At 70.3% G+C, this 26743-nt stretch carries 23 protein-coding genes; 10 read left to right on the forward strand and 13 right to left on the reverse strand.

The window, feature by feature from the left end; all coding sequences use genetic code 11:
• The first annotated feature begins 66 nt into the window (after positions 1–66).
• Both DX914_RS18930 and DX914_RS18935 read left to right on the forward strand, forming a co-directional pair.
• Positions 67–381, forward strand: coding sequence for a DUF3247 family protein (locus tag DX914_RS18930; protein ID WP_115861758.1), 315 nt, complete (start codon positions 67–69; stop codon positions 379–381).
• Between the two features lie 75 nt (positions 382–456).
• Complete coding sequence (locus tag DX914_RS18935) at positions 457–705, forward strand: DUF3297 family protein (protein ID WP_115861760.1); 249 nt, start codon at positions 457–459, stop codon at positions 703–705.
• A gap of 48 nt (positions 706–753) precedes the next feature.
• Here the strand turns inward: DX914_RS18935 and DX914_RS18940 are convergent, their stop codons facing one another.
• The gene (locus DX914_RS18940; RefSeq protein WP_115861762.1) at positions 754–2124 is read right to left on the reverse strand and encodes an amino acid permease; all 1371 of its coding nucleotides are present in this window, start codon (positions 2122–2124) and stop codon (positions 754–756) included.
• Between the two features lie 171 nt (positions 2125–2295).
• On the opposite strand from DX914_RS18940, the gene DX914_RS18945 reads away from it, so the two are divergent.
• The gene (locus tag DX914_RS18945) at positions 2296–3711 is read left to right on the forward strand and encodes a DUF1800 domain-containing protein (RefSeq protein WP_115861764.1); all 1416 of its coding nucleotides are present in this window, start codon (positions 2296–2298) and stop codon (positions 3709–3711) included.
• A 1-nt stretch (position 3712) separates the two neighbouring features.
• The gene (locus DX914_RS18950; protein ID WP_115861766.1) at positions 3713–4855 is read left to right on the forward strand and encodes a DUF1501 domain-containing protein; all 1143 of its coding nucleotides are present in this window, start codon (positions 3713–3715) and stop codon (positions 4853–4855) included.
• Position 4856: 1 nt separating this feature from the next.
• Here DX914_RS18950 and DX914_RS18955 read toward each other — a convergent pair whose 3' ends face one another.
• The 7 genes from DX914_RS18955 to DX914_RS18985 form a co-directional block, all read right to left on the reverse strand.
• Positions 4857–6719, reverse strand: coding sequence for a hypothetical protein (locus tag DX914_RS18955; RefSeq protein ID WP_115861768.1), 1863 nt, complete (start codon positions 6717–6719; stop codon positions 4857–4859).
• Between the two features lie 39 nt (positions 6720–6758).
• Positions 6759–9035 carry a hypothetical protein gene (locus tag DX914_RS18960; protein ID WP_115861770.1) on the reverse strand — a complete coding sequence of 759 codons (2277 nt, stop codon included), beginning with the start codon at positions 9033–9035 and terminating at the stop codon, positions 6759–6761.
• 116 nt (positions 9036–9151) lie between these two features.
• Positions 9152–10186: a saccharopine dehydrogenase NADP-binding domain-containing protein gene (locus DX914_RS18965; RefSeq protein WP_115861772.1), complete on the reverse strand. Its 1035-nt coding sequence runs from the start codon at positions 10184–10186 to the stop codon at positions 9152–9154.
• A gap of 137 nt (positions 10187–10323) precedes the next feature.
• Complete coding sequence (locus DX914_RS18970; protein ID WP_115861774.1) at positions 10324–10848, reverse strand: class I SAM-dependent methyltransferase; 525 nt, start codon at positions 10846–10848, stop codon at positions 10324–10326.
• Positions 10849–10850: 2 nt separating this feature from the next.
• A complete protein-coding gene (locus DX914_RS18975) occupies positions 10851–11315 on the reverse strand; it encodes a GNAT family N-acetyltransferase (RefSeq protein WP_115861776.1) in 465 nt (154 codons plus the stop codon).
• A gap of 76 nt (positions 11316–11391) precedes the next feature.
• Entirely contained in the window at positions 11392–12363 is a 972-nt protein-coding gene (locus tag DX914_RS18980) for a diguanylate cyclase (protein ID WP_115861778.1), read from the reverse strand.
• 8 nt (positions 12364–12371) lie between these two features.
• Positions 12372–16907, reverse strand: a complete 4536-nt coding sequence (locus tag DX914_RS18985) for a CHASE domain-containing hybrid sensor histidine kinase/response regulator (protein ID WP_231118342.1) — start codon at positions 16905–16907, stop codon at positions 12372–12374.
• Positions 16908–17163: 256 nt separating this feature from the next.
• On the opposite strand from DX914_RS18985, the gene DX914_RS18990 reads away from it, so the two are divergent.
• On the forward strand, positions 17164–17538 hold the full coding sequence (locus tag DX914_RS18990; protein ID WP_115861782.1) for a YciI family protein: 375 nt from the start codon (positions 17164–17166) through the stop codon (positions 17536–17538).
• Between the two features lie 251 nt (positions 17539–17789).
• Here the strand turns inward: DX914_RS18990 and DX914_RS18995 are convergent, their stop codons facing one another.
• Complete coding sequence (locus DX914_RS18995) at positions 17790–19109, reverse strand: metal-dependent hydrolase family protein (protein ID WP_115861784.1); 1320 nt, start codon at positions 19107–19109, stop codon at positions 17790–17792.
• 139 nt (positions 19110–19248) lie between these two features.
• On the reverse strand, positions 19249–20004 hold the full coding sequence (locus DX914_RS19000; protein WP_115861786.1) for a type 1 glutamine amidotransferase domain-containing protein: 756 nt from the start codon (positions 20002–20004) through the stop codon (positions 19249–19251).
• Positions 20005–20119: 115 nt separating this feature from the next.
• On the opposite strand from DX914_RS19000, the gene DX914_RS19005 reads away from it, so the two are divergent.
• Complete coding sequence (locus DX914_RS19005) at positions 20120–21016, forward strand: LysR family transcriptional regulator (protein ID WP_115861788.1); 897 nt, start codon at positions 20120–20122, stop codon at positions 21014–21016.
• An 87-nt stretch (positions 21017–21103) separates the two neighbouring features.
• Positions 21104–21661: a DUF3016 domain-containing protein gene (locus DX914_RS19010; protein WP_115861790.1), complete on the forward strand. Its 558-nt coding sequence runs from the start codon at positions 21104–21106 to the stop codon at positions 21659–21661.
• 33 nt (positions 21662–21694) lie between these two features.
• On the opposite strand, the gene DX914_RS19015 is transcribed toward DX914_RS19010, so the two are convergent.
• From DX914_RS19015 to DX914_RS19025, 3 genes are all read right to left on the reverse strand, one after another.
• Positions 21695–22510 (reverse strand): alpha/beta fold hydrolase, encoded by an 816-nt coding sequence (locus DX914_RS19015; RefSeq protein ID WP_158549401.1) that lies wholly within the window; start codon positions 22508–22510, stop codon positions 21695–21697.
• 255 nt (positions 22511–22765) lie between these two features.
• On the reverse strand, positions 22766–23182 hold the full coding sequence (locus tag DX914_RS19020; RefSeq protein ID WP_115861794.1) for a VOC family protein: 417 nt from the start codon (positions 23180–23182) through the stop codon (positions 22766–22768).
• A gap of 129 nt (positions 23183–23311) precedes the next feature.
• Positions 23312–24220, reverse strand: a complete 909-nt coding sequence (locus DX914_RS19025; RefSeq protein ID WP_115861796.1) for a LysR substrate-binding domain-containing protein — start codon at positions 24218–24220, stop codon at positions 23312–23314.
• A gap of 115 nt (positions 24221–24335) precedes the next feature.
• Here DX914_RS19025 and DX914_RS19030 point away from each other — a divergent pair, with 115 nt between their 5' ends.
• The 3 genes from DX914_RS19030 to DX914_RS19040 all read left to right on the forward strand — a co-directional run bounded on the left by DX914_RS19030 (position 24336) and on the right by DX914_RS19040 (position 26732).
• Positions 24336–25094 (forward strand): SDR family NAD(P)-dependent oxidoreductase, encoded by a 759-nt coding sequence (locus DX914_RS19030; protein ID WP_115861798.1) that lies wholly within the window; start codon positions 24336–24338, stop codon positions 25092–25094.
• 161 nt (positions 25095–25255) lie between these two features.
• Positions 25256–25726, forward strand: a complete 471-nt coding sequence (locus DX914_RS19035; RefSeq protein ID WP_115861800.1) for an RcnB family protein — start codon at positions 25256–25258, stop codon at positions 25724–25726.
• A gap of 127 nt (positions 25727–25853) precedes the next feature.
• On the forward strand, positions 25854–26732 hold the full coding sequence (locus DX914_RS19040; RefSeq protein ID WP_115861802.1) for a tetratricopeptide repeat protein: 879 nt from the start codon (positions 25854–25856) through the stop codon (positions 26730–26732).
• Positions 26733–26743: the final 11 nt, after the last annotated feature.

A 26743-nucleotide genomic window follows, 5' to 3' on the forward strand; every position in this document is an offset into this window, starting at 1 on the left:
AGCTTCACCCGCGCTTGCGCCCGCGGCGGCTAGCCTGCGGGCAGGTACCCGCCGGAGAACGCCGCCATGTCCCGCAACGCCGACCACGTCTACACCGCCGCGCGCGACATCGCCCGGCTGGAAGCGCGCATCGCCGGTCTGCCCGACGACGCCCGCGTGCAGTTGTCCATGCGCGACGGCCGCGTGCTGCGCGGCGTGGTCGCCGCCCTGCCCACCTTGCAGTCCTTCTACGGCCCCGGCGAGCAGGAAGGCCTGAACGGCGTGGTCCGGCTGGAGGAGCCGCTGGGCGCCGGCGGGGTGCGCATCCACGACCTGTGGCTGGACGAGATCGACGCGATCCGGCCGCTGACCGCGGCCGAGCTGGGCCGCAGCGCGCACTGAGCGGGCGCGGCGCGTATCCTACGCAGCCGGCGCGGACCCGCGCCGGCCCCGCCCGCAACCGCTAGACCGACGACGATGACCGACACGCCACCCGACCGCCTTTCCAACGACCCGCGCAGCCCCTTCCACGACGAGCAGCTGCTCGAGCGCGGCATCGGCATCCGCTTCAACGGCCAGGAGCGCCACAACGTCGAGGAATACTGCGTCAGCGAAGGCTGGGTGCGGGTGCCTGTGGGCAAGGCGCTGGACCGCCGCGGCAATCCGATGACGATCAAGGTCAAGGGCCAGGTCGAGGCCTACTTCCTGACCCCGGCCAAGGAATAAGGCCGTTGGCGCCGCGTCCGCCGTTGTCGGCGAACGCGGCGCGTCGAGTCAGTTCGCCGGCGCGCGCTTGCCCAGGCCCAACGCGTAGTACAGCGCCACCAGCAGGATCAGGAAGGCCGGACCCACGTACAGCGCCACGCGCGTGTCGGGGAAATAGGCCATCAGCCCGACCACCAGCACCAGGAACGCCAGCGCGATCCAGGTGCCCCAGGGGTACATCGGCATCTTGAACTCCAGCGCCGCGGCCTGCTCGGGGCTGAGGCCGGCGCGGAACTTGCGGTGCGCCAGCAGGATCACCGCCCAGGTCCAGATCGCGCCGAAGGTGGAGATCGAGGTCACCCACACGAACACCTTCTCCGGCACCAGGTAGTTCAGCAGCACGCCGAACAGCAGCACCGTCACCGACACCAGCACCGCCTTGCGCGGCACGCCGCCGGCCGAGGTGACCGCGAACGTGCGCGGCGCCTGGCCCTGCTGGCCCAGGTTGTAGAGCATGCGCGCGGTGCTGAAGATGCCGCTGTTGCACGAGGACAGCGCCGCGGTCAGCACCACGAAGTTGATGATGCCGGCGGCCTCGCGGATGCCCAGGCGTTCGAAGGTCTGCACGAACGGGCTGCCGGTGGTGCCCAGCTCGTTCCAGGGGTACAGCGACAGGATCACGAACAGCGCGCCGACGTAGAAGATCACGATGCGCCAGAACACCGAGTTGATCGCATCGGGAATCGACTTCTTCGGATTGGCCGCCTCGCCCGCAGTCAGGCCGATCATCTCCACGCCCAGGTAGGCGAACATCACCATCTGCAGCGACATCAGCACGCCCTGCGCGCCGTTGGGGAAGAAGCCGCCGTGCGCCCACAGGTTGGAGATGCCGATGGCGGTGCCGCCGTTGCCCAGGCCGAACACGATCATGGCCAGGCCGCCGACGATCATCAGCACGATGGTCACGACCTTGATCATGGCGAACCAGAATTCGAACTCGCCGTAGGCGCGCACCGCGATCAGGTTGACCGAGCCCATCGCCGCCAGCGCGGCCAGCGCCCAGGCCCATTGCGGCGTGCCCGGGAACCAGACCTGCATGTAGATGCCCACCGCGGTGATCTCGGCCACGCAGGTCACCAGCCACAGGAACCAGTAATTCCAGCCGGTGAGATAGCCCGACAGCGGGCCCAGATAGTCGCGCGCGTAGCGGCTGAAGGAGCCGGCCACCGGGTTGTGCACGGCCATCTCGCCCAGCGCGCGCATGATGATGAAGATCGCCGCGCCGCCGAGCAGGTAGGCCAGCAGGATGCCGGGGCCGGCGAGCTTGATCGCATTGGCCGAACCCAGGAACAGGCCGACGCCGATCGCCGCGCCCAGCGCCATCAGGCGGATGTGGCGTTCGCCCAGGCCGCGGTGGAGGTCTTGCGAGGAGCTTTGCATACGGGCTCTCCGGCCGCGCGCGGCCTGACGGTGGCGCGAGGCTCGCGCGGTGCCGCCACCCTACGCCAAGCGGGGTCTTGCGTGTAGGGCCGCGGCGAGATTTCCGCCAGGATGTGTCAACCGCATCGCGTCCGGCGCGTTGTGCTTGAGGTGTGGCGACGGAGCGACGGCATGATTCCCCGCGAAACCGTGAGCGCGGTCAATCGTTTCGGCCTGGGCGCCGCGCCCGGCCAGCTGGCCGCGGTGGGCAGCGATCCCCGCGGCTGGCTCAAGGCGCAGCTGCGCGGCGACGCGGCGGCCTCGCGCTATGCCGACCTGCCTTCCAGCCTGGACTACCTGCGCCGCGAAGCCGGCTACTACCGCGAGCGCCAGGCCGCGCGCCGCGACGGCGACGGCAAGGACGCGGTGGACAGTTTCCGCCAGCGTTTCGGCGACGACCAATGGCGCGAACAGGGCCGGCGCTACCGCGTCGCCGCCGCCAACGCGGACGGCTTCGCCGAGCGCCTGGTGCGGTTCTGGTCCAATCACTTCGCCATCTCCGTCGACAAGCGCGCCGCCTCGCTGTACGCCGCGCCGATGGAGCGCGAGGCGATCCGCCCGCACCTGTACGGCCGCTATGCCGACCTGCTGACCGCGGTGGAATCGCACCCCGGCATGCTGCGTTACCTGGACAACGTGCGCTCGGTGGGCGCCGATTCGCGCTATGCGCGGCGCGCGCGCCAACGCATGGCGCGCGCAGATCGGCAGCGGCCGCGGCGCGAAGTGGGTCTCAACGAAAACCTGGCGCGCGAAATCCTGGAGCTGCACACCCTGGGCGTGGACGGCGGCTACAGCCAGGCCGACGTGACCGAACTGGCGCGCGCGATCACCGGCTGGGGCGTGCCGCTGCCGCGCGAGCTGGCCGACGGCGGCGCGGATTCGGCCTTCGCGTTCCGCGCTGCCGCGCATGAGAGCGGCGTGCGCAACGTAGTAGGTCGCCGTTATGCGCAGGGAGGCCTGGAACAAGGCCGCGCGATCCTCGCCGACCTGGCCGTGCACCCTGCGACGGCGCGCCACCTGTCCTACAAGCTCGCGCGCCACTTCGTCGCCGACACCCCGCCGCCGGCACTGGTCGCGCGCCTGGCCGCGGCCTGGCAGCGCAGCGGCGGCGATCTGGCCACGGTCTATGCCGCGCTGATCGACAGCCCCGAGGCGTGGGGCGCGGACGCGCGCAAATTCAAAACGCCGGACGACTTCGTGCTGTCGGCGCTGCGCGCGGGCGGCATCGTGCCCGGCGAGCGGCCGCGCGCGCTGGTCGGCCTGCTCGCGCGCATGGGCCAACCGCCGTTCACCCCGCGCTCGCCGGCCGGCTACGCCGACGAGGCCGCCGAATGGAACGGCGCGGACGCGCTGTGGAAACGCGTGCAGGCCGCGCAGAGCCTGTCCGAGTCCGCACCCGAAGCGCGCATCGAACCGCTGGCGGTGGCGCAAGCGGTGTTCGCCGACCGACTGGACGCCGACACGCTGAGCGCCTTGCGCCGCGCCGAGTCGCCGCGTTCGGGCCTGACGATGCTGTACGCCAGCCCGGCCTTCCAATGGAGGAGCTGAGATGAAACTGAGCCGACGCCTGTTCCTGGGCGCCGCGGGCGCGGCGACCGTGCTGACCGTGTGGCCAGGCCTGAGCGCGGCCGCCGCCGGCGATGGCGACGCACGCCTGCTGGTGGTGCTGCTGCGCGGCGGCCTGGACGGACTGCATGCGCTGCCGCCACGCGACGACGCGGCCTATGCGCGCCTGCGCGGCGCGCTGGCGCCGCAGAACGCGCGGCCGCTGAATGCCGATTTCGCCCTGCACCCCTCCCTCGAATTCGCACACGGTCTGTACGGCCGCGGCCAGCTGTTGCCGATCGTCGCGATCGCACCGCCGTATCGCCAGCGTTCGCACTTCGAAGCGCAGGACTGCCTGGAGAACGGCACCGCCAGCGCCAGCGGCGCGGCCACGGGCTGGCTCAACCGTTGCGCGGCCGCCCTGCGCGGCGGCGAGGCCTTGTCGCTGACCGCGGTCACGCCGCTGATCATGCGCGGCCCCGGCGCCACCACCAGCTGGTCGCCGCCGCTGCCCGAAGACGTGGACCCGGTGCTGCTGCAACGGCTGCAACCGCTGTACGCGGCCGATCCGCAGCTGTCGGCCGCGTTCGCGCGCGCCGTGGACACGCAGGGCCTGGCCGGCACGGCCGGCAACGCACGCAGCGGACGCCTGGCCCAGACCATGGCCGCCGCGGCCCAATTCCTGGCGGCGCCCGACGGCCCGCGCCTGGCCTTCGTCGAGGACTCCGGCTGGGACACCCACGGCAACCAGGCCGCGGTGCTCGCGCGCAAGCTGGCCGAACTCGATGCCGGCCTGCGCCGCTATCACGACGACGCGGCCGCGATCTGGAACCGCACCGCCATCGCCGTGGTCAGCGAATTCGGCCGCACCGCCGCGGTCAACGGCACCGCCGGCACCGACCACGGTACCGGCGGTCTGGCCCTGCTCGCCGGCGGCGCGGTGCGCGGCGGCCGCATCGGCGGCGACTGGCCCGGCTTGTCGCCGTCTGCGCTCAACGACGGCCGCGACCTGCGCGCGACCACGGATCTGCGCGCCTTGTTCAAGGGCCTGCTGGCGACGCATCTGCGCGTGTCCGAGAGCGCGCTGGAGACGCGGGTGTTTCCCGACAGCCGCGCAATCGCGCCCATGATCGGCCTGACCGGCTAGTTCAAACCCAGTACAAAACCAGGATCACCGCCAGCACGTAAGCGATCACCGCCAGCAACCCCAGCAGCGGCAAGGCCGGCATCAGGAATATCTGGTAGCCCAGGATCGACAGCCCGGCCAACAGGCCCAGCCAGACGAAGGCGCACAAGGCCGACACCACGGCCAACACCGCGTTCTTGCGTTTGGCCGCCTCGAAGGTCTGCAGGCCCGTGCGCTCGCCCTCGACGATGTACGCGCCGATGGCCGCCAGCTTCTGCGGATCGTCCACCGCCACGCCGGTGGAATGCGCGCCGCGCGAGTACTGCAGGTTGTCCACCGCCGCGGTCAGGCCGGAATCGGCGAAACCGTCGAAGCCGGCGCCGCCCAGGTCGAGCAGCCCTTGGCGGTTGTCGAGCCGGAATAGCGCCGACAGCTGCTGGAACACCTTCGGGAAGATCGCCACCACCCAGTCGCGCGTGGCTACCACGTTGACCACGCTCTCGACCCGCTGCGCGTCCACCAGCTCGGCCCAAGGGTAGGAATACGGCATCACGCTGCCGGCGAAGAACACCCGGCGCACCTTCATCGTCGCGTAGCGCAGCAGCGCGCTGCCCAGGATGTAGGTGCCGTTGCTGTGGCCGACATAGTCCATCGATCGCGCGTTGGGAAAGCGCGCCGTGTGTTCGGTGTAACGGTCCATGAAATCGCGCACGTTGCGCTGCCGGTCGAACGGCAGCAGGAACCGCGCCATCGGGAACCACCCGTACTTGGAACTGAACACCGCGACCTTCTCGCCGCTGGACTCGTAACGCCGGCGCACCTCGTCGCGGACCTTGTCGGTCCATTCGCCCAGGTCGCGGATGCCGTGCATGACGTAGACCAGGCGCGTGACCTGGCGGTCTTCCTTGAACTCGATCCAGTCCGGCTCCAGCGCCTGCACATCGCCCAGCAGCGCCGCGGTAATCGCCTGCCGGCGCTGCTCCACCACCGCGCCGCCGCCTTCGCTGAGCATGCCGCCGATATCGGCATGGCTGGTCTCGGGCAGCGTCTTGAACACCGTGCCGGCGGACACGCTCAGATCCTGGCCGTCCTCTTTCGACACCAGGTCGTCCTCGCTGCCGATGAGCTGGATGACCTGCGGAAAGTGCAGCCGCCCCTGCACCACGTCCTCCGAGCGCGCCAGCTTCACCCATTGCAGCCGCGTATCGGCGATGAAGGCCGAGCCGCGGTGCATATCGAACACGAAGCGGCCGATGCCGAGCACGCGGCCGATCGGCTTGGCGATGCGGATGAACAGATAGGTGGGCCAGGGCATCAGCGCCGGACGCGGCTCCACGCTCCAGCCCCGGTTGATGCCCGCCAGCAGCACCATGCGCTCGGTCTTCTCCACCCACGGCCGCCGCGCGTGCTTGCGGCCGAACGGCGCGCGGTCCTCGTCCTCGCCGTAGCCCCAGACCAGGGCCTTGCGCAGCAGGGACGCGCCGCCGCTGTAGCCGAACAGGATCACCCGACGGTACTGGCCGCGCTTGAACTGCTCGTGGATGCCGCGCTCGATCGCGTCGGCCACCGCCGCGGCGCGCGCGTTGCTCGCGTAACCGCGCGCGCCTCCGGTCTTGTAGTCGAAGATCAGCCGGTCCGCCTCCGGCAGGGTCCGGGCGATGAGGTCCAGCGCGCCGCTGAAGCGCGCAACGCCGGGCAGCCCATGCACCGCGACCACTAGGGTATCGGCCGTCTCCGCGCTACCGCGCTCGAGCCTGTGCTCCGTCCTGGCCGGTCGCACCAGCCAGCCGGCGATCAGGCGCAAGGCCATCCACAGCAGCGCCAGCGCCAGGGCCGAGGCCAAGCCCGGCCAGATCATCGACCACAACTGCTGCAAAGTCGCCATGTCGTTCCTCCCCTAAGGAACCGCGATGACCGATGCCGCTCAGTTCGCCGCGCCCACCACGAGCGTCTTGTCCTGCTGCCCGTCCTTGTAGCTCAGGGTCAGCGTGGTCGCATAGGTCTTGCCGTCGTGGCGTTCGTCGCGCAGCTTTTCGGCCAGCAAACTGGCGACCGCACGGATCAGGAAGGTTTGCTCGAACGCGCCGCGCATCAGGGCGAAGTGGTCGTCGAAGTCCTGCCAGTCGCCGCGCACCTCCAGCAGCTCGCGCATGCGTTTGGCGCCGATGCGCAGGCGCTCCCAGCGCTTCCAGAAGGCGCGTTCCGCGCTGCCGGCACGCAGCAGCACCTGATAGACCGTCCATGGCGTCTCGCCCTTGGTCTCCTGCCCGGCCAAGCCACCGCCGTAGTCGCGCAGGTTATCGGCGATCAGGTTCTTCAGCGCCTTGCCCTCGCTGCCCGGATGACGGCGGTAGTCGTCGAACAAGGGGGCGTACAGCGCCTCGCGGCTGGCCGCGGTTGCGCGCGCCGACTGCTTGGCGTACCAGGGCAGCGCGCGGGCGGCATGGCGCGCCCAGGCCGCGTCGTCGGCCTCGGCCAGCGCGTGCATGGCCAGCGATGCGCCGCGATCGCTGAGCATCACGCTCAACCGCGGCTGGCAGCTGTCGGCCTTGGCCAGCGCCGTTTGCAGGCGATCGTACAAATCCGGCGCGGCACCGGTGTCGATCACGCCCCACAGCACCGCGTCGTCCACCACCCGCTCCAGTTCGCTGGCGGTGCGGATGCGGTTTTCCTGCCACCACAGCTGCAGGCCGCACTTGAAGTTGGAGCCGGCGGTGAGTTGCGGCGCGCGCGCCTCCTCCAGGTCGGCCTTGAGGGTCGCGCCGTAGTCGGTGTTCCAGGTGTTCGCGCTGGCGGTGTACTGCGTACTGCCCAGGTAGGCGCGCGTCCAGCGCTCGCCTTCGGCCGACACGTAGCGCCGGCTGACGAAACGGTCCTTGCGTGTCTGCTTGCTCTTGAGGTTGAACCAGGTGCCCACGCCCAGGCTGAAGCCCCAGGCGCGCACGCGTTCCACGGTCTTCTGGTGCAGGAAAAAGTCCAGCGCCAGGCCCGGGCCCGGATACGCCAGCACGCGCGCGAAGTCGAAGCCCAGCAGCGCACCGTGCAGCGCCGTCAGCGCGTCTTGCGACAGATGCGCTTCCAGCAGCGAGGCTTCGCTGGACAGGCGCAGGTATTCGTAGGTGAAACCCAGGCTGACCTTGGTTTCGGCGATCTGGGTGATGCGCTGGGTCAGCTCCTCGCTGAGCTCGGTCAGCTTCTTCTTCAGCGGCTGCAGCGGGCTGCCGTCCAGACCGAAGCGCTTGGCCAGCGCTTCCGCCACCGGACGGTACTTGGCCGGCACCTTGTCCAGCGAAGTCGCGTCCTCGATCGCCTTGATCGCCGCGGCCGGCGCGTCCAGCACGCCGGCCATGACCGAGCTCAACGCGGTCTTGACCGCGGCCGGGTCGGCGAATTGGATCTCCACGCCGGCCTTGGCCTGGAAACGGGTGTCGTGGACCTCGCTCTTGCGCACCGCGACCCGGAACGCGCGCTCGCCCGAGGCCTTCTCGCGCACGAAGCACAGGGCGAAGTCGTCTTCCAGGGTCGCGGTGAACGTCGCGCCCGCGCTGGCGCCGATCTCGATCAGGTAGGCGCCGCTGGCCGCGCCCGGCAGGCCGGACAGCGCCTGCAGCGAGGTGGAGAAGATGTCCGACCAACTCAGGCTGAGCGTGGCGGTGAGCTTGCCGCGCGCCTTCAGCGCCACCGCTTCGCCCACGCCCAGCGCGGCGATGTCGGACGCCGACAGCACGCTGCCCAGTTCGTCCACGTCCGACAGCACCGCCTCGCCGATGCGGCGGGCGGCGTCGTGGCGCTTGTAGTACAGCAGGCGCAGCGACCGGTCGCCGGCGATGCTGCCGCCGGCGCTGCCGATCTTGGCGCTGGCCTTGGCCGTGGCCGCGGCGGTCAGCGAGTACTTGAGCCAGGCGCTGCCGGTTTCGAACGCCAGTTGCGGGCGCCAGTCGGTGGTGGCCTTGTCGGGGTCGGTGGCGGCGGCGCGGTTGCCGATCACGCCGTCCTCGTCTTTGTCGTCGGCGCCGTTGTAGAGGTGCACGGCGGCGGCGATGGACGCGCCGAACACGGCCTTGATCGGCCCGCTCTGCGCGGTGGTCTGCGCGCCCTTGTCCACGTTCAGCAGTTCGGTCTGGACCGAAGCGTCCTTGAGCGGTTTGGCGGCCACGCCGCCCAGCTTCTCGACCAGGTCGGGAATCGCGATCTTGCTCATAGCCGGCTGTCCTTGCGGTCGGTTCGGTGCGTCCGGACGATCCTGTCCGGGAAAGGGCCGGGCGCGCTCCCCGCGCGCCGCGGCCGGCCGAGTATCCGCCTAATCCGTGTCGACTGTCACTGTTCACTTTCCGCCAACACCGGCGCCTCCTCGTCGACCCGCAAACCGCCTTCCTGCAGCCGGCGCAGGAAGTAGCCGGGCTCGATCAGGGTGTCGGGAAAATACAGCCCCGGCGCCGCGGCGGGCGTCTGGCCCAGGCCGAGCAGCGCCTCCACGCCCAGCGCGATCGACAGCGCGGTCAGCGGCGCCTGGCCTTGCGGATGCACCAGGTCGTGGCGTTGCCGGCGCGCCTGGCCGTCGTGGCCGACGCCCTCGATCTCGATCGCGATCTCGGTGGAGTACGGCTCGCCGCGGCGGCGGCTGGCGGTGACGCCCAGGCCCATGTCCAGGCGCAGCCAGCGCGCGTCGGTGGCCGCGGCCAGGCTGACCACGTCCAGCGGCGAATACGCGGCGGCCGCCACCTCGACGCCGTCGACACTGCGCAGCGTGGCCGCGCCTTCGTCGCCGCGCAGCCAGCGCCACTGGCCGTCTTCCAGCACCTGCGCGCCGGCGGCGGTGGTCAGGCGTTCGTAGTCGACGTAGGCGGCCGGGCCGCCCATGTCTTCCTCGTCCAGCAAGGCGCTCAGGGCGATGCGGTCCACGCGCGCGAACTCGCGGGCGTAGAGCAGCGCCGGCAGCGTGGCGGCGCCGGCCAGCCAGTGGCTGGCCAGCAGGATCGGCGCGGCCTGGGGCGCGCGCAGGTAGCGCGCGACTTCCGGCGCGATCTCGAACGAACCGCTGGAGGTGCTCACGTAGGGGATGCCCTGCGCTTGCGCGTAACGCTGGGTGTTCAAGCTGGCGTCCTTCACGAACACCACCACGGCGCTGTAGCGCGCGGACGCCGGCAGCCCCAGGTCGGCGCGTTGCAGGTCGACGGTGGTGGCGTCGGCTTGGCCCAGCGCATCGGCGATGGCTTGCGCCTTGGCCAGATCGCGACCGGCGATGGTCAGGCGCAGGCCCGGGTGCAGGCGGCGCAGGGCGTGCGCGGCTTGGGCGCCGACGACGCCGGAGCCGCCGACGATAAGGACAGGGGCGAGGGAGAGAGCGGACATAGGGAACTCCTGGGTGGGCGGCCGTCGCCTGGGCGACAAGCTACGATTGGTAAGTTACTAAAGGTAATTTACCAATCGAACCCGGCCCGCGCCGCCCCAGGCGCGCCCTCACACCGTTCCATGCGCGCAACGCCGCGCTAGCCGGCCACCGCGGTCAGGTACAGCGTCGGCACCGCTGCGGTGGCCACGCGCTCGACCGTCTGCAGCGCGTAACCGTGGCGCAGCAGGTGCTCGCGCACCGCCGTTTCGATGCGTGGCAAGGCCGTCGCCGATGGCGGCTGGAAGGCGAGCAGCAGGCGCCCGCGCGGCGCCAGCCAGCCGCGCATGCGCGCCAGCTCCGCTGCGTCGCTGTTCCAGAACGTATTGAGGTTGACCGCCACGATGCGATCGAAGCGCTCGCCCGGTTCGGCCTTGGCGATCTCGCCCAGGCGGAAGCTCAAGACACCGGAGGCCACCGCGTCGGCGTTGCGCCACACCGCTTTGGCGATGGCCGCGGACGAGCGATCCAGGCCCAGGTAATGCCCGCGCGCGAGCTGCGGCGCGATCAGGGCCGCGAGCACGCCGTTGCCGCAGCCCAGTTCGAGCACGGCATCGGCCGGCCCCACGGCGAGGCGTTCGGCCGCGCCCTTCAGACGTTCGGGTATTGCCGGTGCCGTGGCCATCGCTAGTCGGCCAGGGCCGCGGCCATGGCCGCCTGCGGCCAGGTGCACACGCCCTTCTCGCGCACCTGCGCCCCGATGCGGCGGTAGAAACGCCGGGCGCCGCCGTTGCCGGTTTCCACCGTCCAGCGCGCATGGGCCAGGCCGCGCTGCACGCAGACCTCGGCCACGGCGCGCATCAGGCGCTCGCCCACGCCCTGGCCGCGTGCGGCGTCGGTCACGTACAGATCGTCCAGCGCCAGGCAGTCGCCGCGCCACCAGATCGAATAGCCCAAAGTGTAGGAGACGAAGCCCACGGCCACGCCGTCGATTTCGGCGAGCAAGGCCTGATAGCGGCTGGCGTCGGCCGCCAGGCTGGCGGCGTCGGCGAGCAGGTGCGCCTGCTGGCCTTCGTACTCGGCCAGTTCGCGCATCAGGGCGTAGAGCGTGGCGGCATCGGCGGAGGTGGTGGCGCGGATGGACAGCGGCATAAGAAGTCGCGGCGTTGGCTGCGGCCACTTATGCGGCTTGGGGCCGGCGCGCCGCAAGTGCGGGGCTCACTCCAGGCTAGGCCCCGCTCGCATCGGCGTCGCCGTCGGCCGCGCACACCCTGGCCCTGCCCGCGCGCTTGGCGCGGTACAGGCCGTTGTCGGCCTGGGTCAGCAGGCCGGCGATGGTGCTTTCGCCGTCGGCGCGCGCGCTGGCCACGCCTATGCTCACCGTCACCACGCCCAGTTCGCTGCCGGCGTGCACGATGCCCAGCGCGCGCACCGCGCGTTCCACGTTCTCGACCACGGTCAACGCGCCGTCCAGATCGATCTCCGGCAGCAGGCAGGTGAACTCCTCGCCGCCGGTGCGCGCGACCAGGTCGCCGGCGCGGGCCAGGCTGCCTTCGATCGCGGCCGCGACCTGGCGCAGGCAGTCGTCGCCGGCCAGATGGCCGTAGGTGTCGTTGTAGGCCTTGAAATGGTCGATATCGACGATGCTCGCCGACAGCGGCTGGCCGGCGCGGCGGCAGCGCTGCCACTCGCGCTCCAGGCGCTCGTCGAACTGGCGGCGGTTGGCCACGCCGGTCAGGCCGTCGACCCAGGCCATGCGCCGCAACAAATCCGACTGCAGCTTCAAGGTCAGGTGCGCGCGCACGCGGTTGCGCACGGTCAGCGCGTTGATCGGCTTGGTGATGAAGTCCACGCCGCCGGCGTCCCAGCACGCGGCTTCTTCGGCCGGATCGTCCAGGCTGGTGACGAAGATCACCGGGATGCTTTCGGTCTGCGCGTCGGCCTTGAGCGCACGGCACACTTCCAGCCCGCTCATGTCGGGCATGACCACGTCCAGCAGCACCAGGTCCGGCGGGGTCTGCCGGCAGAAGGCCAGCGCCTGCGCGCCGTTGGTGGCCATGAACACATCGTGGTCGGCGGAAAACACTTCGTGCAAGGCGCGGATGTTGATCGGCTGGTCGTCCACCACCAGCAAACGCGCGCGTTGCGAAGCGGCCGCCGTCCCGGGCAACGCCTCCACGTCGTACAGGGTCACGCTCATCTCCTCCCTCACCTGGGCACCGCCAGCAATCGGCCGCAAACCTCCGCGGCGGCGGCGAAATCGAAACGGGTCAGCGCATCGGCCAGTTGCCGGTGCTCTTGCGGATGGTCGCGGAGCAGGCCCGCTTCCAGCCGGTGGAATTCGTCCAGCGCGCTCAGGTTGGACGCGATCAGCATGCCGCGCAGGCGCTGCAGCAGCTCGGGCGTGATGCGCACGGCGTCGGCCGGCGGCGCCTGGTCTTCGGCCAGCGCCTCCAGGCTTTCGCGCGCGGCGGCCGAGGCATCGTTCAAACCCGCGCGCAGCGCGCCCAGTTGCAAGGCGCGCAGCCAGTCGTCGCCGGCACCGACGATGGCCTTCTCCTGCAGTTCGGCCAGCTGCGCCAGACGCATCGCGCCGACGGTGGCGGCCACGCCCTTGAGCGTGTGCAGCTGGCGCGCGGCATCGTCGCGCTGGCGCGAGCGCAGGGCGGTGGCCAGCTCGCCCATGATCTGGGTGGCGCCGTCGGGGAAGCCGCGCAGCACGTCGGCATAGACGCGGCGCTTGCCGCCGAAGCGCGACAGCGCGGCCGGCCAGTCGAGCAACGGCGGTTCATCGTTGGCCGCTTTGGGCGGCTCGATCGGCGCGGGGGCCGGCGCGGGCGCGGCGGCTTCGGTCTTGGCGGCTTCGACCGGCGCAGCGACGGGCGCCGCGTTTTCCTGCGCCACCGGCGATTCCACCACCGGCTCGCTGTTCGCCGCCACATTCGCGGCCTGATCGCGCCCGGTCCAATGCAGCAGCCGCGCGACCAGCGTGTCCAGATCGAAGGGCTTGCCCAGGTGATCGTTCATGCCCGCCGCCAGGCAGGCCTCACGATCGGAGGGCAGCACGTTCGCGGTCATGGCGATGATCGGCAGCTTGCGCAGGCCCAGGTTGCCGCGGATGCGTCGGGTGGCGGTGTAGCCGTCCATGTCCGGCATCTGGATGTCCATCAGCACCACTTCGTACTTGTTGGCGCCGCGGCTGAGCAACTGCAGCGCGGTGGCGCCGCCGCCGGCCACTTCCACGCGCGCGCCCTCGCTCTCCAGCAGATCGGTGACCACCTGCTGGTTGGTCGGATTGTCCTCCACCACCAGCAGCGACAGCCCGTCCAGGCGGCGGCGCGAGGGGCGCAGCGGTTCGGCTTCGGGCAGCGGCGGCGGCAGGCCCTGGCCCGAACGCGCGTCAGCCACCGCGTCGATCAGCATGGCCACGGTCACCGGCTTCATGAGGAAGCCGTCCAGCACCGCCTGCTCGCGCGACAAGCGCTCGACCAGCATCTCGCGGCCGTGCGCGGTCACCATCACGATCAGCGGCGCCTGGCCGGCGCCGAGCAGTTCGCGGATGCGGCGCCCGGTTTCCCAGCCGTCCAGGCCCGGCATGCGCCAGTCCAAGAAGATCACCTGGTAGGGCGTGGCCTCGGCATGCGCGCGCTCGACGAACTCCAGCGCCTCCTCGCCGCTGCGCGCGGCATCGGCCTTCCAGCCGATGGACTGGACCATGGCCGCGATCGCGTTGCGCGCGCTGTCGTTGTCGTCCACCACCAGCGCGCGCAGTTCGCGCAGGCGCTCGGGCGGACCGGCCGCGGCCTGGTCGCCGGGCAGCTCCAGCGACACGCTGAAGAAGAAGCGGCTGCCGCGCCCGCGCTCGCTCTGCACGCCCAGCTCGCCGCCCATCAGCCGCACCAGACGCTGGCTGATCGCCAGGCCCAGGCCGGTGCCGCCGAAGCGGCGGGTGGTGGACGCCTCGGCCTGGGAGAAGCCCTCGAAGATCGCCGCCAGCTTGTCCTCGTCGATGCCGATGCCGGTGTCGCGCACTTCGAACTCCAGCGCCACCCGCTGATCGTCGCCGCCGACCGCGCGCACCACCAGCACCACTTCGCCGTAATGGGTGAACTTGACCGCGTTGCCGAGCAGGTTGATCAGCACCTGCTGCAGGCGCAGCGAATCGCCGACCAGGCGCTTGGGCGCGCGCTCGTCGATGTCGAACACGATCTCGATGTCCTTGTCGCCGACGTTGGCGCTGAGGATCACCGAAATGTCGCGCAGCACCTGCTCCAGTTCGAACTCGTGCGACTCCAGGGTCTGCCGACCGGCCTCGATCTTGGAGAAGTCCAGGATGTCGTTGAGGATGCCCAGCAGGGTCTTGGCCGCGGTCTCGGTCTTGTTGGCGTAGTCCATCTGGCGCAGGTCCAGACGGGTCTTCTGCAGCAGTTGCAGCATGCCCAGGATCGCGTTCATGGGCGTGCGGATCTCATGGCTCATGTTGGCCAGGAAATCGCTCTTGGCCTTGCTGGCCGCCTCCGCCGCCGCCACCGCGTCCACCATCGCCGCCTCGGCGGCGCGCTGCACGGTGATGTCCTCTGCGATGGACCAGGTGTGCAGCTGGCCGTCGATGCGCAGGGCCACGCCGTTCAGGCGCACCGGCACGCGCGCGCCATCCTTGCGCACGAACTGCTTTTCGTACGGGCCGTAGCGGCCGCTGCCCTTGAGCGCGCGCTGCACCGCCTTTTCCTGCAGCTCGAACTCCTTGGGCGTGAGCCTGGACTGATCCAGCGCGCGCAGCTCGGCGTCGCTGTAGCCGGTGAGCGCGCGGAACTCCTCGTTGAACTCGACGAAGCGGCCGCTCTCGTCGGTGAGCGCGATGCCCAGCGGCGACAGCTCGAACAATCCGCGCAACTTGCGCTCGTTGGTCTCCAGCGCGGCCTCGCGGCGCTTGCGCTCGCGCAGGTCCACGGCGATGCCCAGGTAACCGGCGATCTCGCCGTCGTCCTTGCGCAGGGTGCTGACGTTGAGCAGCACCGGAATGCGGTCGCCGCCCTTGGTGATGTAGGTCCACTCGTTGGAATCGGGCTCGGTGCGGGCCTTGACCACGAACACTTCGAAGCCCGGGTCCACCGAACGCCCCAGTTCGGCCTGCAGCGCGTGCGCGCGCTCGGCCATTTCCAACGGGTCGTGGAAGATCGCCTGGGTCTCGCGTCCGACCACCTCGTCGGCCGAATAGCCCAGGATCGCCTCGGCGGCCGGATTGAACAGGGTGATCAAGCCCTGCGGATCGGAAGCGATGATCGCGTAACCGGCATTGGCCAGGATCGCGCGTTGCAACGCCGAATAGGCCTGCAGCTCGGCGGTGCGCTCCTCGACCTGATGCTCCAGGGTGGCGTTGAGCTGCAGGATCTCGGCCTGGGCTTCCTTGCGGTCGGCGATGTCGCGCACGGTCGAGGCCACGCCCACCACGCGGCCGCTGCCGCTGCGGATCGGCGCGGCGGAAATCTCCACGAACAGCGGCGAACCGTTGCGGTGGCGGCGGATGGTTTCGATCGCCACCGCTTCCTCGCCGGCCAGCGCGCGCTGCAGGATCTGGCCGTCTTCTGAGATGCGCTCGTAAGGCACCACCAGTTCCACCAGCGAACGGCCGATGGCGTCGTCGGCGCGGTAGCCGAACATCTGCTCGGCGGCGCGGTTCCATTCGGTCACCCGCCCGTCGGGCGAAGTGCCGACGATGGCGTCGTGCGAGCTTTCCACGATCGCCGCCAGGCGCGCGCTCTGCGCGATCGATCGGCGCTTGCGTTCGCTGGACCCCAGGAACAGGTACAGCATCACCGCCAGCAGCGCGCCCAGGCCGGCGATGGCCGCGGCCGCACGCAGCGGCTGCTGCAGTTCCAACGCGGCCAAGGTGGCCGGCCGCGCCTTGATCTCCATGCGCCACTGGCGGCCGTACAGCTCCAGCGTGCGGGCGCGCGAGCGCGCGTCGTCGATGCCGTCGGCGGCGCCGGCGGAGGCGAAGATGCGGTAATGCTGGGCGATGTCGGTGACATCGGTCAGGGCGAAGTCGTACTCGCCATGGGCCTGTTCGAAACCGGCCAGGATCTCGTCGCTGACCAGCGGCGCGAACACCCAGCCGATGCCCGCGGCCTGGGCCGCGTCGGCGGCCGGCGTCTGCGCGCCGGCGTAGACCGGCAGCAACAGCAGCAGGCTGCGGTTGGGCCGGTCGCGCGCCTGCAGCAGGGTGATCGGCGCGGTCAGGGTGGCACGGCCGCTCTTGAGCGCGGCCAGCGCGGCCTCGCGCCGGTAGCGCTCGGAGGCGATGTCCAGGCCCAGCGCGTCGCGATTGGTCGCTTCCGGTTCCAGGTAGCGGATCAGGAATTTCTCGCCCTTGCGCGGCGTCAGCTGGCGCAGCTTGACCTCGCGCGCGCCCTCGGCGCGCAGGCTGGCCAGGAAGGCGCCCTCGCGCCCGGCCGGCACCCGCGCGATGTAGCCGTAGCCGCGTGCGCCCGGGAACTCGCGCGCCATATCCAGCGATTCCACATAACGGCGGAAGCGCTCGCGGTTGATCGCGCCGCCGGCGCCGATGACCGCGCCGCGCGCGCCGCGCAAGCCGTATTCGTACATCCGCATGCGCGCGGTCAGATCGGCCGCGGCCTGGTCGGCCAGGCCGTCCAGCAGCTGCTGGGTGCGGGTCTGGTTGCCGGCGTGCTGGCGCAAGCCGACCATCACCGCTCCGGCCAATCCGAGCAGCAGTACCAGCACAGCCAAGCGCGCGGGGCTGCGGAAACGGCTAATGGGGCTCCCCTCCCAAGTTAGAGCCCTGAAAAGTAACAAAACGCGTGTGCAGAATCCGAGGGGGATTGCGCGGAATGGGCCAGTTGAGGCCCCGGTGCGGCGGGCCGTGGCAGCCCGCCGGTCCTCGCCCGGCCCGGTTCGGTGCCACCGGAGTGACCACCGGCGCATGTGTCGGCACCGGAATGGTGGTTGAATGCGCGGGCCTCCCCACCACGAGATCCGCATGAAGTTCCTGGTGATGATCTACAACGACGACGGCCTGCTCCAAGCCCTGCCCGACGGTGCTACCGATACCATGATGCGCGAGTGCCTGCTGCACGCCGACGAGCTGCGCGACCAGGGCCACTTGCTGGATTCGCAACAATTGCACGCGCCCACCACCGCCAAGACCCTGCGCGTGCGCGGCGGCCGCGCCACCATCACCGACGGCCCCTTCGCCGAAACCAAGGAATACTTGGGAGGTTTCAACCTCATCGAAGCGGCCGACATGGACGAGGCCCTGCGCATCGCCCAGCAGTTCCCCTGGGCAAACTCCGGCGCGATCGAAGTGCGGCCAGTGATCGATATCGCCCAGGTGCGGGAGCGCGTGGGGGCTTGAGGTGAGTGTCGGTAGCGGGGGCGCCGCTACTCGAGCAAAAGCAAATGCCCCCTAGCCCCCCTATTCAAAGGGGGGAACCGCGATGCAGCGCCTTTGCTTGTCTTCCCCCTTTGAAAAAGGGGGACTGAGGGGGATTTGCTCTTAGCCAGTCTCGCCCCCTGCGACCCGCCCCCAGCAAACTGCCCGCCTCCTCGTCAGGGAGACCGGCGGGGGCGGCGGGCGGACTGGGACCGCGCGCCGCCCCGGCCTCATCAGTTCGCGCCGGCCGGGCGCTTGACCACCACGCCCGCGCGCATCACCAGCAGCGGCCGTTCGGTGGCGCGGATATCGCGGAGCACGTCGCCGGGCACGGCGACGATGTCGGCGGCCTTGCCCGCCTCCAGGGTGCCGGTGTCGCCGTCGATGCCCAGCAGCTTGGCCGAGCCCTGGCTGCTGGTCATCAGCGCCTGCGCCGGGCTCATGCCCATGTCCACGTAATCGCCGAACTCGCGCGCGTTGAGCCCGTGCGGGAACACCGCCGAGTCGGTGCCGTAGGCGATGGGCACGCCGATCTGCAGCGCCTGCTTGAACATGCGCGTGTGCGCCGCGGCCGCCGCGCGCGCTTTCTCGCCGATCTTGGGCGGATAGGTGCCGGCCTTTTCGTCCACCCACAGCTGGGTCATGCGCGTGGGCACCAGGTACACGCCCTTGCGCTTCATCAGCTGCAGGGTGTCGGCGGTGAGGAAGCTGCCGTGCTCGATCGAGTCCACGCCCGCCTCCACCGCCAGCCGCGCGGCCACGTCGCCGTGGCTGTGCGCGGCGACCTTGCGGTTCCAGTTGTGCGCCTCGCCGATGATCGCGCGCAGTTCCTCGGGCGTGAGCTGGGGCACGTCGACCGGATCGGACTCGGACAGCACGCCACCGGAGGCGCAGATCTTGATCACGTCGGCGCCGAACTTCATTTGCTGGCGCACCGCCAACCGGCATTCCTCGGCGCCGTTGCACACGCCCTCCAGCGGGCCGGCCGGGCGCACCCGGTCCGGCGGCGCGTTGACGCTATCGCAATGGCCGCCGGTGGAACCCAGCGCGTGGCCGGCCGCGATCAGACGCGGGCCCTGCACCAGGCCGCTGTTGATGGCGTTGCGCAGGCCGATGTCGACGAAGTCCGGCGCGCCCAGTTCGCGCGCGCTGGTCACGCCCGCCGCCAGCGCCGCCTGCGCATTGCGCTGGGCGTGGAAGGCCTGCTCGGTGGGGAAGCGCAGCATGTTCTCGTAGAAGCCCTGCGCCCAGTCCTCGTTATGGTCCGAGGCCAGGTGCGTGTGCGCGTCGATGTAGCCCGGCAGCAGGGTGGCGTCGCCCAGGTCGATGGTGCGCACGTTGGCGTCCACCGGCGGCTTGGCGTCGGCGCCGACCGCGACGATGCGGCCGCCGCTGACCACCACCACGCCCGGCGACACCAGCCGCCCGCTCTTGCCGTCGAACAGGTGCGCGGCCTTGAGCACCACCACCTCGGGCGCGGCGGTCTGCGCCGACGCGCTCAGCGCCAGCCCCCACGACAATGCGACGGACAACGCGGCGATGCGGAACTTCATGCGGCCTCTCCCCAGGTGCGTGACGGTGCCCCGAGTGTAGGCCGCGCGGCGCCGCGGGAAACGGGCGCCGCACTTGATCCAGGTCGCATTCCGGACCCCGGCCCGGCGGCGATGCGCCGGGCGGGGGTGCGGGCTGCTCTTACTTCGCCGCCGGCGCGCGCAGCAGGTCGCGCACGGCTTCGGCCACGCCGGTGGCCGACTGCGGGTTCTGGCCGGTGACCAGGCGTCCGTCCACCACCACCTTGGCGGTCCAGTCCGGCGCCGGCTGGTGCAACGCGCCGCGCTGGCTCAGCGTGGTCGCGAGCAGGAAGGGCACCACCTGGTCCAGCTTCACCGCGCGTTCCTCGTCGTCGGTGAAAGCGCTTACTTTCTTGCCCGCCACCAGGTAACGACCGTCGCTCAGGGTCACGTTCACCAGCGCCGCCGGGCCGTGACAGACCGCGGCCACCACCTGGCCGGACTCGTAGATCTCGCGCGTGACCCGCCGCACCGCTGGGCTGTCCGGGAAATCCCAGACCGCGCCGTGTCCGCCGGCGTAGAACACCGCGGCGTAACGGCTGGCGTCCACCTGCTCCAGGCGCTGGGTATGGCGGATGGCCTCGCGGAACTTGGGGTCGTTCCAGTAGCGGGCGTTGGTGGCGTCGTCCAGCTCCACGCCGTCCACCGGCGGCTCGCCGCCCTGGATCGAGGCGAACTCGACCGGGATGCCGGCGGCGTCGAACACCGCCAGCGGGTGGGTGACCTCGCCCAGGTAGAAACCGGTGGGCTGGCCGGTGTCGCCCTTCTGGCCGTGGCTGGTGAGCACGATCAGCACGGGCTTGGTCTGGGCGTGGGGGGCCGGGCCGGCCGCCGAGGCGGCCAGGCCGATCAGGGCGGCGGCGAACAGGGAGGTCATGGCGTTGCTCCGGTTGGGGGGTCGGCGGGTGCCGACCGGTGAACGCCACTCTATTGATCGCATAAACGGCGATAAACTTGGGTCAAGGAAAATCACTTGTGCGCTTAACGCAAAAATGAGCCGCCGCTACGACCACCTCGCCGACGTCGAAGCCTTCGCCACCGCGGTGGAGCGCGGTTCGCTGACCGCTGCCGCCCAGGCCCTGGGCACCACGCCCTCGGCCGTCAGCCGCGCGGTGGTGCGCCTGGAAACCCGGCTGGGCGTGCAGCTGTTGCGGCGCACCACCCGCCGCCTGGGCCTGACCGATGCCGGGCGCCTGTACCTGGAGCAGTCGCGCGCGGCCTTCGCCCTGATCGACGACGCCGAGCGCCAGTTGCAGGGCCACGACGGCGAGCTCAGCGGCAGCGTGCGCCTGAGCGTGCCCACCACCTACGGCCACTACCGCCTGCCCGATCGCTTGCGCGCGTTCGCGCAGCGCCACCCGCGCGTGCGCGTGGAACTGAGCATCGCCAACCGCAACGTCGACCTGGTCGCCGAGGGCTACGACCTGGCGATCCGCCTGGGCGAACTGCCCGACAGCGGCCTGGTCGCGCGCCCACTCGAGCACGCGCCGGCGTGCCTGGTCGCCTCGCCGGATTACCTGCAGCGCGCCGGCGTGCCGCAACGCATCGCCGACCTGTCCGCGCATGCCTGCCTGTCCTTTGTGATGCCCAGCACCGGTCGCGTGTTTCCCTGGCTGCTGCGCGAGGACGGCCACGACCGCGACTGGATTCCGGCCGGCGGCGTGCGCCTGTCCGACGACCCGCTGGGCCTGGTCACCCTGGCCGAGCACGGCATGGGCATTTGCCAAAGTTACAACTTCGTCGTCGCGCAGCGCCTGCGCAGCGGCCGCCTGGTGGAAGTGCTGCCGCAGGCGCGCGGACGCGGCCGCGCGTTCTCGGCGATCTACGCCCCGCACCGCCAGCTCTCGCCCGCCGCGCGCGCGCTGATCGACGCGCTGACCGAGAGCTAAAGACCGGCGCGCGCGGCATTTGCGGGCGCCGCGGCGCAGGCGGACAATCTTAGTGCCGCCTAACCGCGCCCCATCACGGAGCACCCCATGACTCTCCGTCCTTCCCTGCTCGCCGCCCTGCTCGCCCTCGCCCTGGCCGGCGGCGCCGACGCCAAGACCCGCTACGTCACCGACCCGGACGCGCCGCGCGCGCTGCCCGAACAAGGTCCGGTGGACGTGAGCTGGCAGAACCCCGCGCAGTTCACCGAGATCCGCTACAGCGGCAACTCCAGCGAAGCCAAGCGCGGCAACTGGGTCTACGACCTCGCCCAGCACCTGCGCCAGCGCGCGCAAAAGCGCCTGCCCGCGGGCGAGCGCCTGGAAGTGGACATCACCGACATCCGCCGCGCCGGCAACTATGAGCCCTGGCGCGGCGTGAACTTCGACGACACCCGCTTCATCCGCGACATCTACCCGCCACGCATCACCTTGAACTTCAAGCGCATCGGCGCCGACGGCCAGGTGATCGCCGAAGGCGAACGCAAGCTCAGCGACCTGGGTTTCCTCACCAACGCCAACGTGCTCAGCAACACCGACCCGCTGCGCTACGAAAAGTCGCTGATCAACCGCTGGGTGGACCGCGAGTTCAAGAACCCCGGCGCCTGAGCCGCGACCGACGCGTGCGCGTCGGTCGCCCGGTTAGCGGACCGACGCCTCCAGGAACCGCCGCAACAGCGCATTGAACGCCTCGGGCCGGTCCACGAACACGCCGTGGCCGGCCTCGTCCATCACTTCCAGCACCGCGCCCGGCACCTGCTGCGCAGCCGCGCGCTGCGCGGCGAGTTCGTCGGATTTCGCCGACGCCACGATCAAGGTCGGGCGATCCAGCTTGGCCAGCGCGCCGCTGCGGTCGGCGCCGTACAGGTCCGCGACCAGCATCGCCACGCCGGTGGACGTGGGCGTACGCAAGGCGATGTCCACGCGGCGCTGCAGCACCGGCGGCGGCAGCGGGCGGGCGAAGATCGCGCCCATCATGCCCTGCAGGTATTCACGTGGATGCGCCGCATAGATCGCCATGCGCTGCAGCAACTGCGCCGCCGCCTTGGGGTCGGTCTGCGCCGAGGCCGCGCCCTTGGACACCGCCGCGTCCACCAGCACCACGCCGGCCAGGCGTGTGGTGCCATAGCGCTCCACGTAAGCCATGCTGTCCTGCACACCCTGCGACCAGCCGATCAACACCGCGCGCTCGATGCGCTGCGAGGCCAGCAGCGTTTCGATGTCGCCCGCCCGCACCTCCGGCGTATTGCCGCCGCCGGCCAGGTCCGAGGCGCCCTGCGAGCGCGGGTCGATAGCGATCACCCGGTAGCCGTCGGCGAAGGCGGCCAGCTGCGCTTCCCAGATCGTATGGTCCATGCCCCAGCCGGGCACGAACACCAGCACCGGCGCATCGGCGCGGCGGTTGTCGACGTAGTGGATTTTCGTGCCGTCGGATGACGTCGAATGCGCCGACTGCAAACCGCCCGCCGTTGCCGGCGCTACTGCCAGCCATAGTCCAAGCGCGGCCCCGGCCGAAAACCTCAAGCCACTACGCAGCGCAGCACCGATCCCTGCCATCGCCTCACTCCCGCTATCAGATCGGCCGATCATGCCGGGCGGCGCTGGTGCGCGTATGTGCCGTGAGTGTGATCTTTCGCCGCGCTCGGCTCAGAAACGCGCAGGCCGCCCCGATCGCTCGGGGCGGCCTGTAGCCAGCGGCTAATAACGTTGCGATCAGCCGGCCTGAATCGCGTTCGGATCGGCGTTCTCGTCCATGTAGAACACTTCCCACTGGTGGCCGTCCGGGTCTTCGTAGCCGCGCTGGTACATGAAGCCGTAGTCCTTGGCTTCCGGCGACTTGGCGCCGGCGGCCACGGCCTTGTCGACCAGCACGTCGACCGCGGCGCGGTCCTCGGCGTTGATGCTGATGATGGCCGACACGGACTTGTGGGTGTCGGCGATGGGCTTGTCGATGAAGGTCTGGAAGAACGGCTTCACCAGCAGCATCACGTAGATGTCGTCGGAAACGACCATGCAGGTGGCGTTCTCGTCGGTGAACTTCTGATTGAAGGTGTAGCCCAGCTGGGTATAGAAAGCGACGGAACGCTCCAGGCTCTGCACGGGCAGGTTGACGAAGATCTTGGTGGTCATGTCGGTAGTCCTGTTTGGGTAGGAAAGGTTCGGCGGGCCTTCGTAGGGTGCTTTCCGGCCTGCTCATAAGGGGCGACGAAGGCAGGGGCGCCGAATCGACACGACCGGCAAAAAATATTCTTGCGGCCTTCAGCCGGGTGGGTCCAGGTAAGGCTGCAGGCGCTCGGCCAGCCAGTGCATGAACACCTGCACCCGTTGCGGCAGATGGCGGCGGTGGGCGTAGAGCAGGGTCACCGGCATGGGCTCGGCCGGCCACTGCGGCAGCACTTCCACCAGCCGGCCGTCGTCCAGGTGCTGCTGCAGGCCCACCACCGGCGCCTGGATCAGGCCCAACCCGGCCAGGCAGGCGCCTTGGTAAGCCTCGATGCTGTTGACCGTGAGCGCGCCGGCCATGGGCCGCACGCGGTAGGCGCTGCCGTCCCAATACTCCCAGCCGTCAGGGCGCGCGCCCAGGTTGGTCACGTAATGGACCAGGCGATGCGCGTCCAGATCTTCCAGCGTGCGCGGCGTGCCGTAACGCCGCAGGTAATCGGGGCTGGCGCAGTTGACCGTACGCAGCTGGCCCAGCGGCCGCGCGACCAGGCTGCTGTCGCCCAGCGCGCCCACGCGCAGCACGCAGTCGAAACCCTCGCGCACCAGGTCCACGCGGCGGTCGGTGCTGCTCAGTTCCAGCTCCAGTTGCGGATGCTCGGCCAGAAACGCAGGCAGCGCCGGCAGCACCCGGTCGCGCGCGATGCTGCTGGGCATGTCCACGCGCAGGCGGCCGCGCAATGCCTGCGGCGCCTGCCGGAACAGGCCCTGCACTTCGTCCAGGTCGGCCAGCAGGTCCTTGCAGCGTTCGTAGAACACCTGCCCGTCCTGGGTGAGCTGGACCTTGCGCGTGGTCCGGTGCAGCAGCCGCGCGCCCAGCAGGTTCTCCAACTGCTGCACCGCCGTGGAGGCGCTGGCCTTGGGCAGGGCCAGGCTGTCGGCGGCGCGGGTGAAGCTGGTCAGTTCGGCGACGCGGACGAAGACCTGCATCGCCTCGATCTGGTTCATGGCGCGCTCTCCGGCAATTGTTCGCGATTTGCGAACAAATAAATCGAATTGCGCAGATTTATCACCATTCAACCCGCCAATAAAGTGGCGCCACCCCATCAAGGAGCGCCCCACCATGACCACCCCCATCGCCCTGATCACCGGCGGCAGCCGCGGCCTGGGCCGCAGCGCCGCGCTGCGCCTGGCCGAGCACGGCAGCGACGCGATCCTGACCTACCGCAGCCAGCGCGCCGAAGCCGAAGCCGTGGTCGCCGACATCCAGGCCCTGGGCCGCCGCGCCGTGGCCCTGCCGCTGGACGTGGGCGACAGCGCCGGCTTTCCCGCCTTCGTCGAACAGGTCCGCCAGGCCCTGGCCACGCACTGGCAGCGCGAGCGCTTCGACCACTTGGTCAACAACGCCGGCATGGGCGTGCACGCCGCCTTCGCCGAGACCACGCCGGAGCAGTTCGACCAGCTGATGAACGTGCACCTCAAGGGCCCGTTCTTCCTGACCCAGGCGCTGCTGCCGCTGATCGCCGACGGCGGCCGCATCGTCAACGTGTCCAGCGGCCTGGCCCGCTTCGCCCTGCCCGGCTATGCCGCCTACGCGGCCATGAAGGGCGGCGTGGAAGTGCTGACCCGCTATATGGCCAAGGAACTGGGCGCGCGCGGCATCGCGGTGAACACGCTCGCGCCGGGCGCTATCGAGACCGACTTCGGCGGCGGCGCCGTGCGCGACAACCACGAGCTCAACGCCTACATCGCCGCGCAGACCGCGCTGGGCCGGGTCGGCCTGCCGGACGATATCGGCGGCGCGTTCGCCGCGCTGCTGTCGGCCGACAGCCGCTGGATCAACGCCCAGCGCATCGAGGCCTCGGGCGGCATGTTCCTGTAAGCGATTACCGTCACAGGCGCGCTGAACGGCGCGCTAGCAAGGTGTAAAGCCTGGTTAAACGCGGCGCGCCCGACCCCCTCGACGCGCGCCGCGTTTCGTCGATGATGCGGCCACACGCATACGACAAGCCGGGGACCACCCGGCGTCACCGGAGAGCTTTTATGAAACGCCTACTGCTGGCTGCCGCGCTCACCTTCGTCACCCTGTCCGCCCCGGCCCTGGCCTACGACCGCGACAAAGGCCGCGGCCACGACCGCCACCACCGCGACGACGACCGGGGCCGCGGCCACGGCCGCGACTATCGCGACGATCACCGCTACCGCGGCGACCGCGATCGCGACCACGACCGCCGCGACTACCGCGGTTACGACCGCTACGACAGCCGCTACTACTACAGCTACGACGGCCGCAACCACCCGCCGGGCCGCCACCGCGGCTGGCACAAGGACTACCGCCGCGGCCAGCGCATCGACGTGGTCTACATGCAGCCGCGCTACTACATCGACGACTACCCGCGTTACCACGTCGCCCCGCCGCCGCGCGGCCACCGCTGGGTGCGCATGGACGACGGCCGCTTGATCCTGATCGCCGTGGCCACGGGCATCATCGCCGACGTGCTGCTGCATCACTGATCGGTCCAACAGCGCAATTCGAGAGCCCCGCTACCGCGGGGCTTTTCTTTTGGCAGCGCCACGACCGTCCGCTGCCTTATGCTGCCCACGGGCGTCACGACGACCGCCTTCCAGGGGAGCCGACCGAATGAAAGCGCTGCTCGCAACCGCTTTGCTGCTGTTCGCCGCCGGCGCGCACGCCTGCATCAACGAAGTCGGTACCGATCGCAACGGCCGGCGCTTCGACAGCCTGTGGTACCTGGGCGAAGGCGTCACCGAGCCCATGCGCGAACGCTCCGGCCGCCGCCACGCCCTGGAGCGCGCGAAGACCACGATCGCCGAAGCACGCAAGCAGCCCAGCTTCGAATCCCTGACCAACCTGGGCGTGCTGTTGATCTACCAGGGCCAGTACCCGCTGGCGATCCGCCACTTCCTGAGCGTCGAACGCCGCTACCCCGGCCACCACGAAACCGCAGCCAACCTGGGCACCGCGCTGGAACTCGCCGGCCAGGACTCAGTCGCGTTGCGCTGGATCCGCCTGGGCATCCAGCGCAATGTCGACGAACACCTGCGCTCGGAATGGCTGCACGCACGCATCCTCGAAGCCAAGATCGCCGCAGCGCGCGACCCGGCCTACCTGCAGCGCCATTCCATCGCAGGCCTGCGCTTCGAAGCCAAGACCGTGCCGGCACTGCCCACGTCCCTGCCACCCGGCAACGACGGACAACCGCTCAAGCCTTGGATGCTGGATCGATCGCTGAGCTACCAGCTGCGCGAGCGCACCCAATTCGTTCCTGCGCCCGACCCGGTCGTGGCCAACCTGCTCTCGGACTGGGCCACACTGAACCTGGCCGGCGGCCCGCTGGAGAACGCCGCCGCCCTCTACGACCTGGCCGCGGACTACGGCGCGCCGCGCGATGCCCTCATGCGCGAACGGCAGGCCTACATCCGCAAGACCATCGTTCTGGCCAAGCTCAAGGATTCCGAGGGCTACGCCTGCGCGATCTGCGAACCTATGACCGAATAGCGGGGAAGGGC

It is taken from the genome of Lysobacter silvisoli (assembly GCF_003382365.1).
Classification (GTDB): Bacteria; Pseudomonadota; Gammaproteobacteria; order Xanthomonadales; family Xanthomonadaceae; genus Lysobacter; species Lysobacter silvisoli.

Excerpts from the sequence above, each read along its gene's own strand:
- DX914_RS18935 (WP_115861760.1), top strand. The coding sequence starts at position 457 with ATGACCGACACGCCACCCGACCGCCTTTCCAACGACCCGCGCAGCCCC.
- DX914_RS18930 (WP_115861758.1), top strand. The coding sequence starts at position 67 with ATGTCCCGCAACGCCGACCACGTCTACACCGCCGCGCGCGACATCGCC.
- DX914_RS18940 (WP_115861762.1), bottom strand. The coding sequence starts at position 2,124 with ATGCAAAGCTCCTCGCAAGACCTCCACCGCGGCCTGGGCGAACGCCAC.
- DX914_RS18950 (WP_115861766.1), top strand. The coding sequence starts at position 3,713 with ATGAAACTGAGCCGACGCCTGTTCCTGGGCGCCGCGGGCGCGGCGACC.
- DX914_RS19030 (WP_115861798.1), top strand. The coding sequence starts at position 24,336 with ATGACCACCCCCATCGCCCTGATCACCGGCGGCAGCCGCGGCCTGGGC.
- DX914_RS18990 (WP_115861782.1), top strand. The coding sequence starts at position 17,164 with ATGAAGTTCCTGGTGATGATCTACAACGACGACGGCCTGCTCCAAGCC.
- DX914_RS18965 (WP_115861772.1), bottom strand. The coding sequence starts at position 10,186 with ATGTCCGCTCTCTCCCTCGCCCCTGTCCTTATCGTCGGCGGCTCCGGC.
- DX914_RS19005 (WP_115861788.1), top strand. The coding sequence starts at position 20,120 with ATGAGCCGCCGCTACGACCACCTCGCCGACGTCGAAGCCTTCGCCACC.
- DX914_RS19025 (WP_115861796.1), bottom strand. The coding sequence starts at position 24,220 with ATGAACCAGATCGAGGCGATGCAGGTCTTCGTCCGCGTCGCCGAACTG.
- DX914_RS18995 (WP_115861784.1), bottom strand. The coding sequence starts at position 19,109 with ATGAAGTTCCGCATCGCCGCGTTGTCCGTCGCATTGTCGTGGGGGCTG.
- DX914_RS18980 (WP_115861778.1), bottom strand. The coding sequence starts at position 12,363 with ATGAGCGTGACCCTGTACGACGTGGAGGCGTTGCCCGGGACGGCGGCC.
- DX914_RS18955 (WP_115861768.1), bottom strand. The coding sequence starts at position 6,719 with ATGGCGACTTTGCAGCAGTTGTGGTCGATGATCTGGCCGGGCTTGGCC.
- DX914_RS19020 (WP_115861794.1), bottom strand. The coding sequence starts at position 23,182 with ATGACCACCAAGATCTTCGTCAACCTGCCCGTGCAGAGCCTGGAGCGT.
- DX914_RS19035 (WP_115861800.1), top strand. The coding sequence starts at position 25,256 with ATGAAACGCCTACTGCTGGCTGCCGCGCTCACCTTCGTCACCCTGTCC.
- DX914_RS18970 (WP_115861774.1), bottom strand. The coding sequence starts at position 10,848 with ATGGCCACGGCACCGGCAATACCCGAACGTCTGAAGGGCGCGGCCGAA.
- DX914_RS19010 (WP_115861790.1), top strand. The coding sequence starts at position 21,104 with ATGACTCTCCGTCCTTCCCTGCTCGCCGCCCTGCTCGCCCTCGCCCTG.
- DX914_RS18945 (WP_115861764.1), top strand. The coding sequence starts at position 2,296 with ATGATTCCCCGCGAAACCGTGAGCGCGGTCAATCGTTTCGGCCTGGGC.
- DX914_RS19000 (WP_115861786.1), bottom strand. The coding sequence starts at position 20,004 with ATGACCTCCCTGTTCGCCGCCGCCCTGATCGGCCTGGCCGCCTCGGCG.
- DX914_RS19040 (WP_115861802.1), top strand. The coding sequence starts at position 25,854 with ATGAAAGCGCTGCTCGCAACCGCTTTGCTGCTGTTCGCCGCCGGCGCG.
- DX914_RS18960 (WP_115861770.1), bottom strand. The coding sequence starts at position 9,035 with ATGAGCAAGATCGCGATTCCCGACCTGGTCGAGAAGCTGGGCGGCGTG.
- DX914_RS18975 (WP_115861776.1), bottom strand. The coding sequence starts at position 11,315 with ATGCCGCTGTCCATCCGCGCCACCACCTCCGCCGATGCCGCCACGCTC.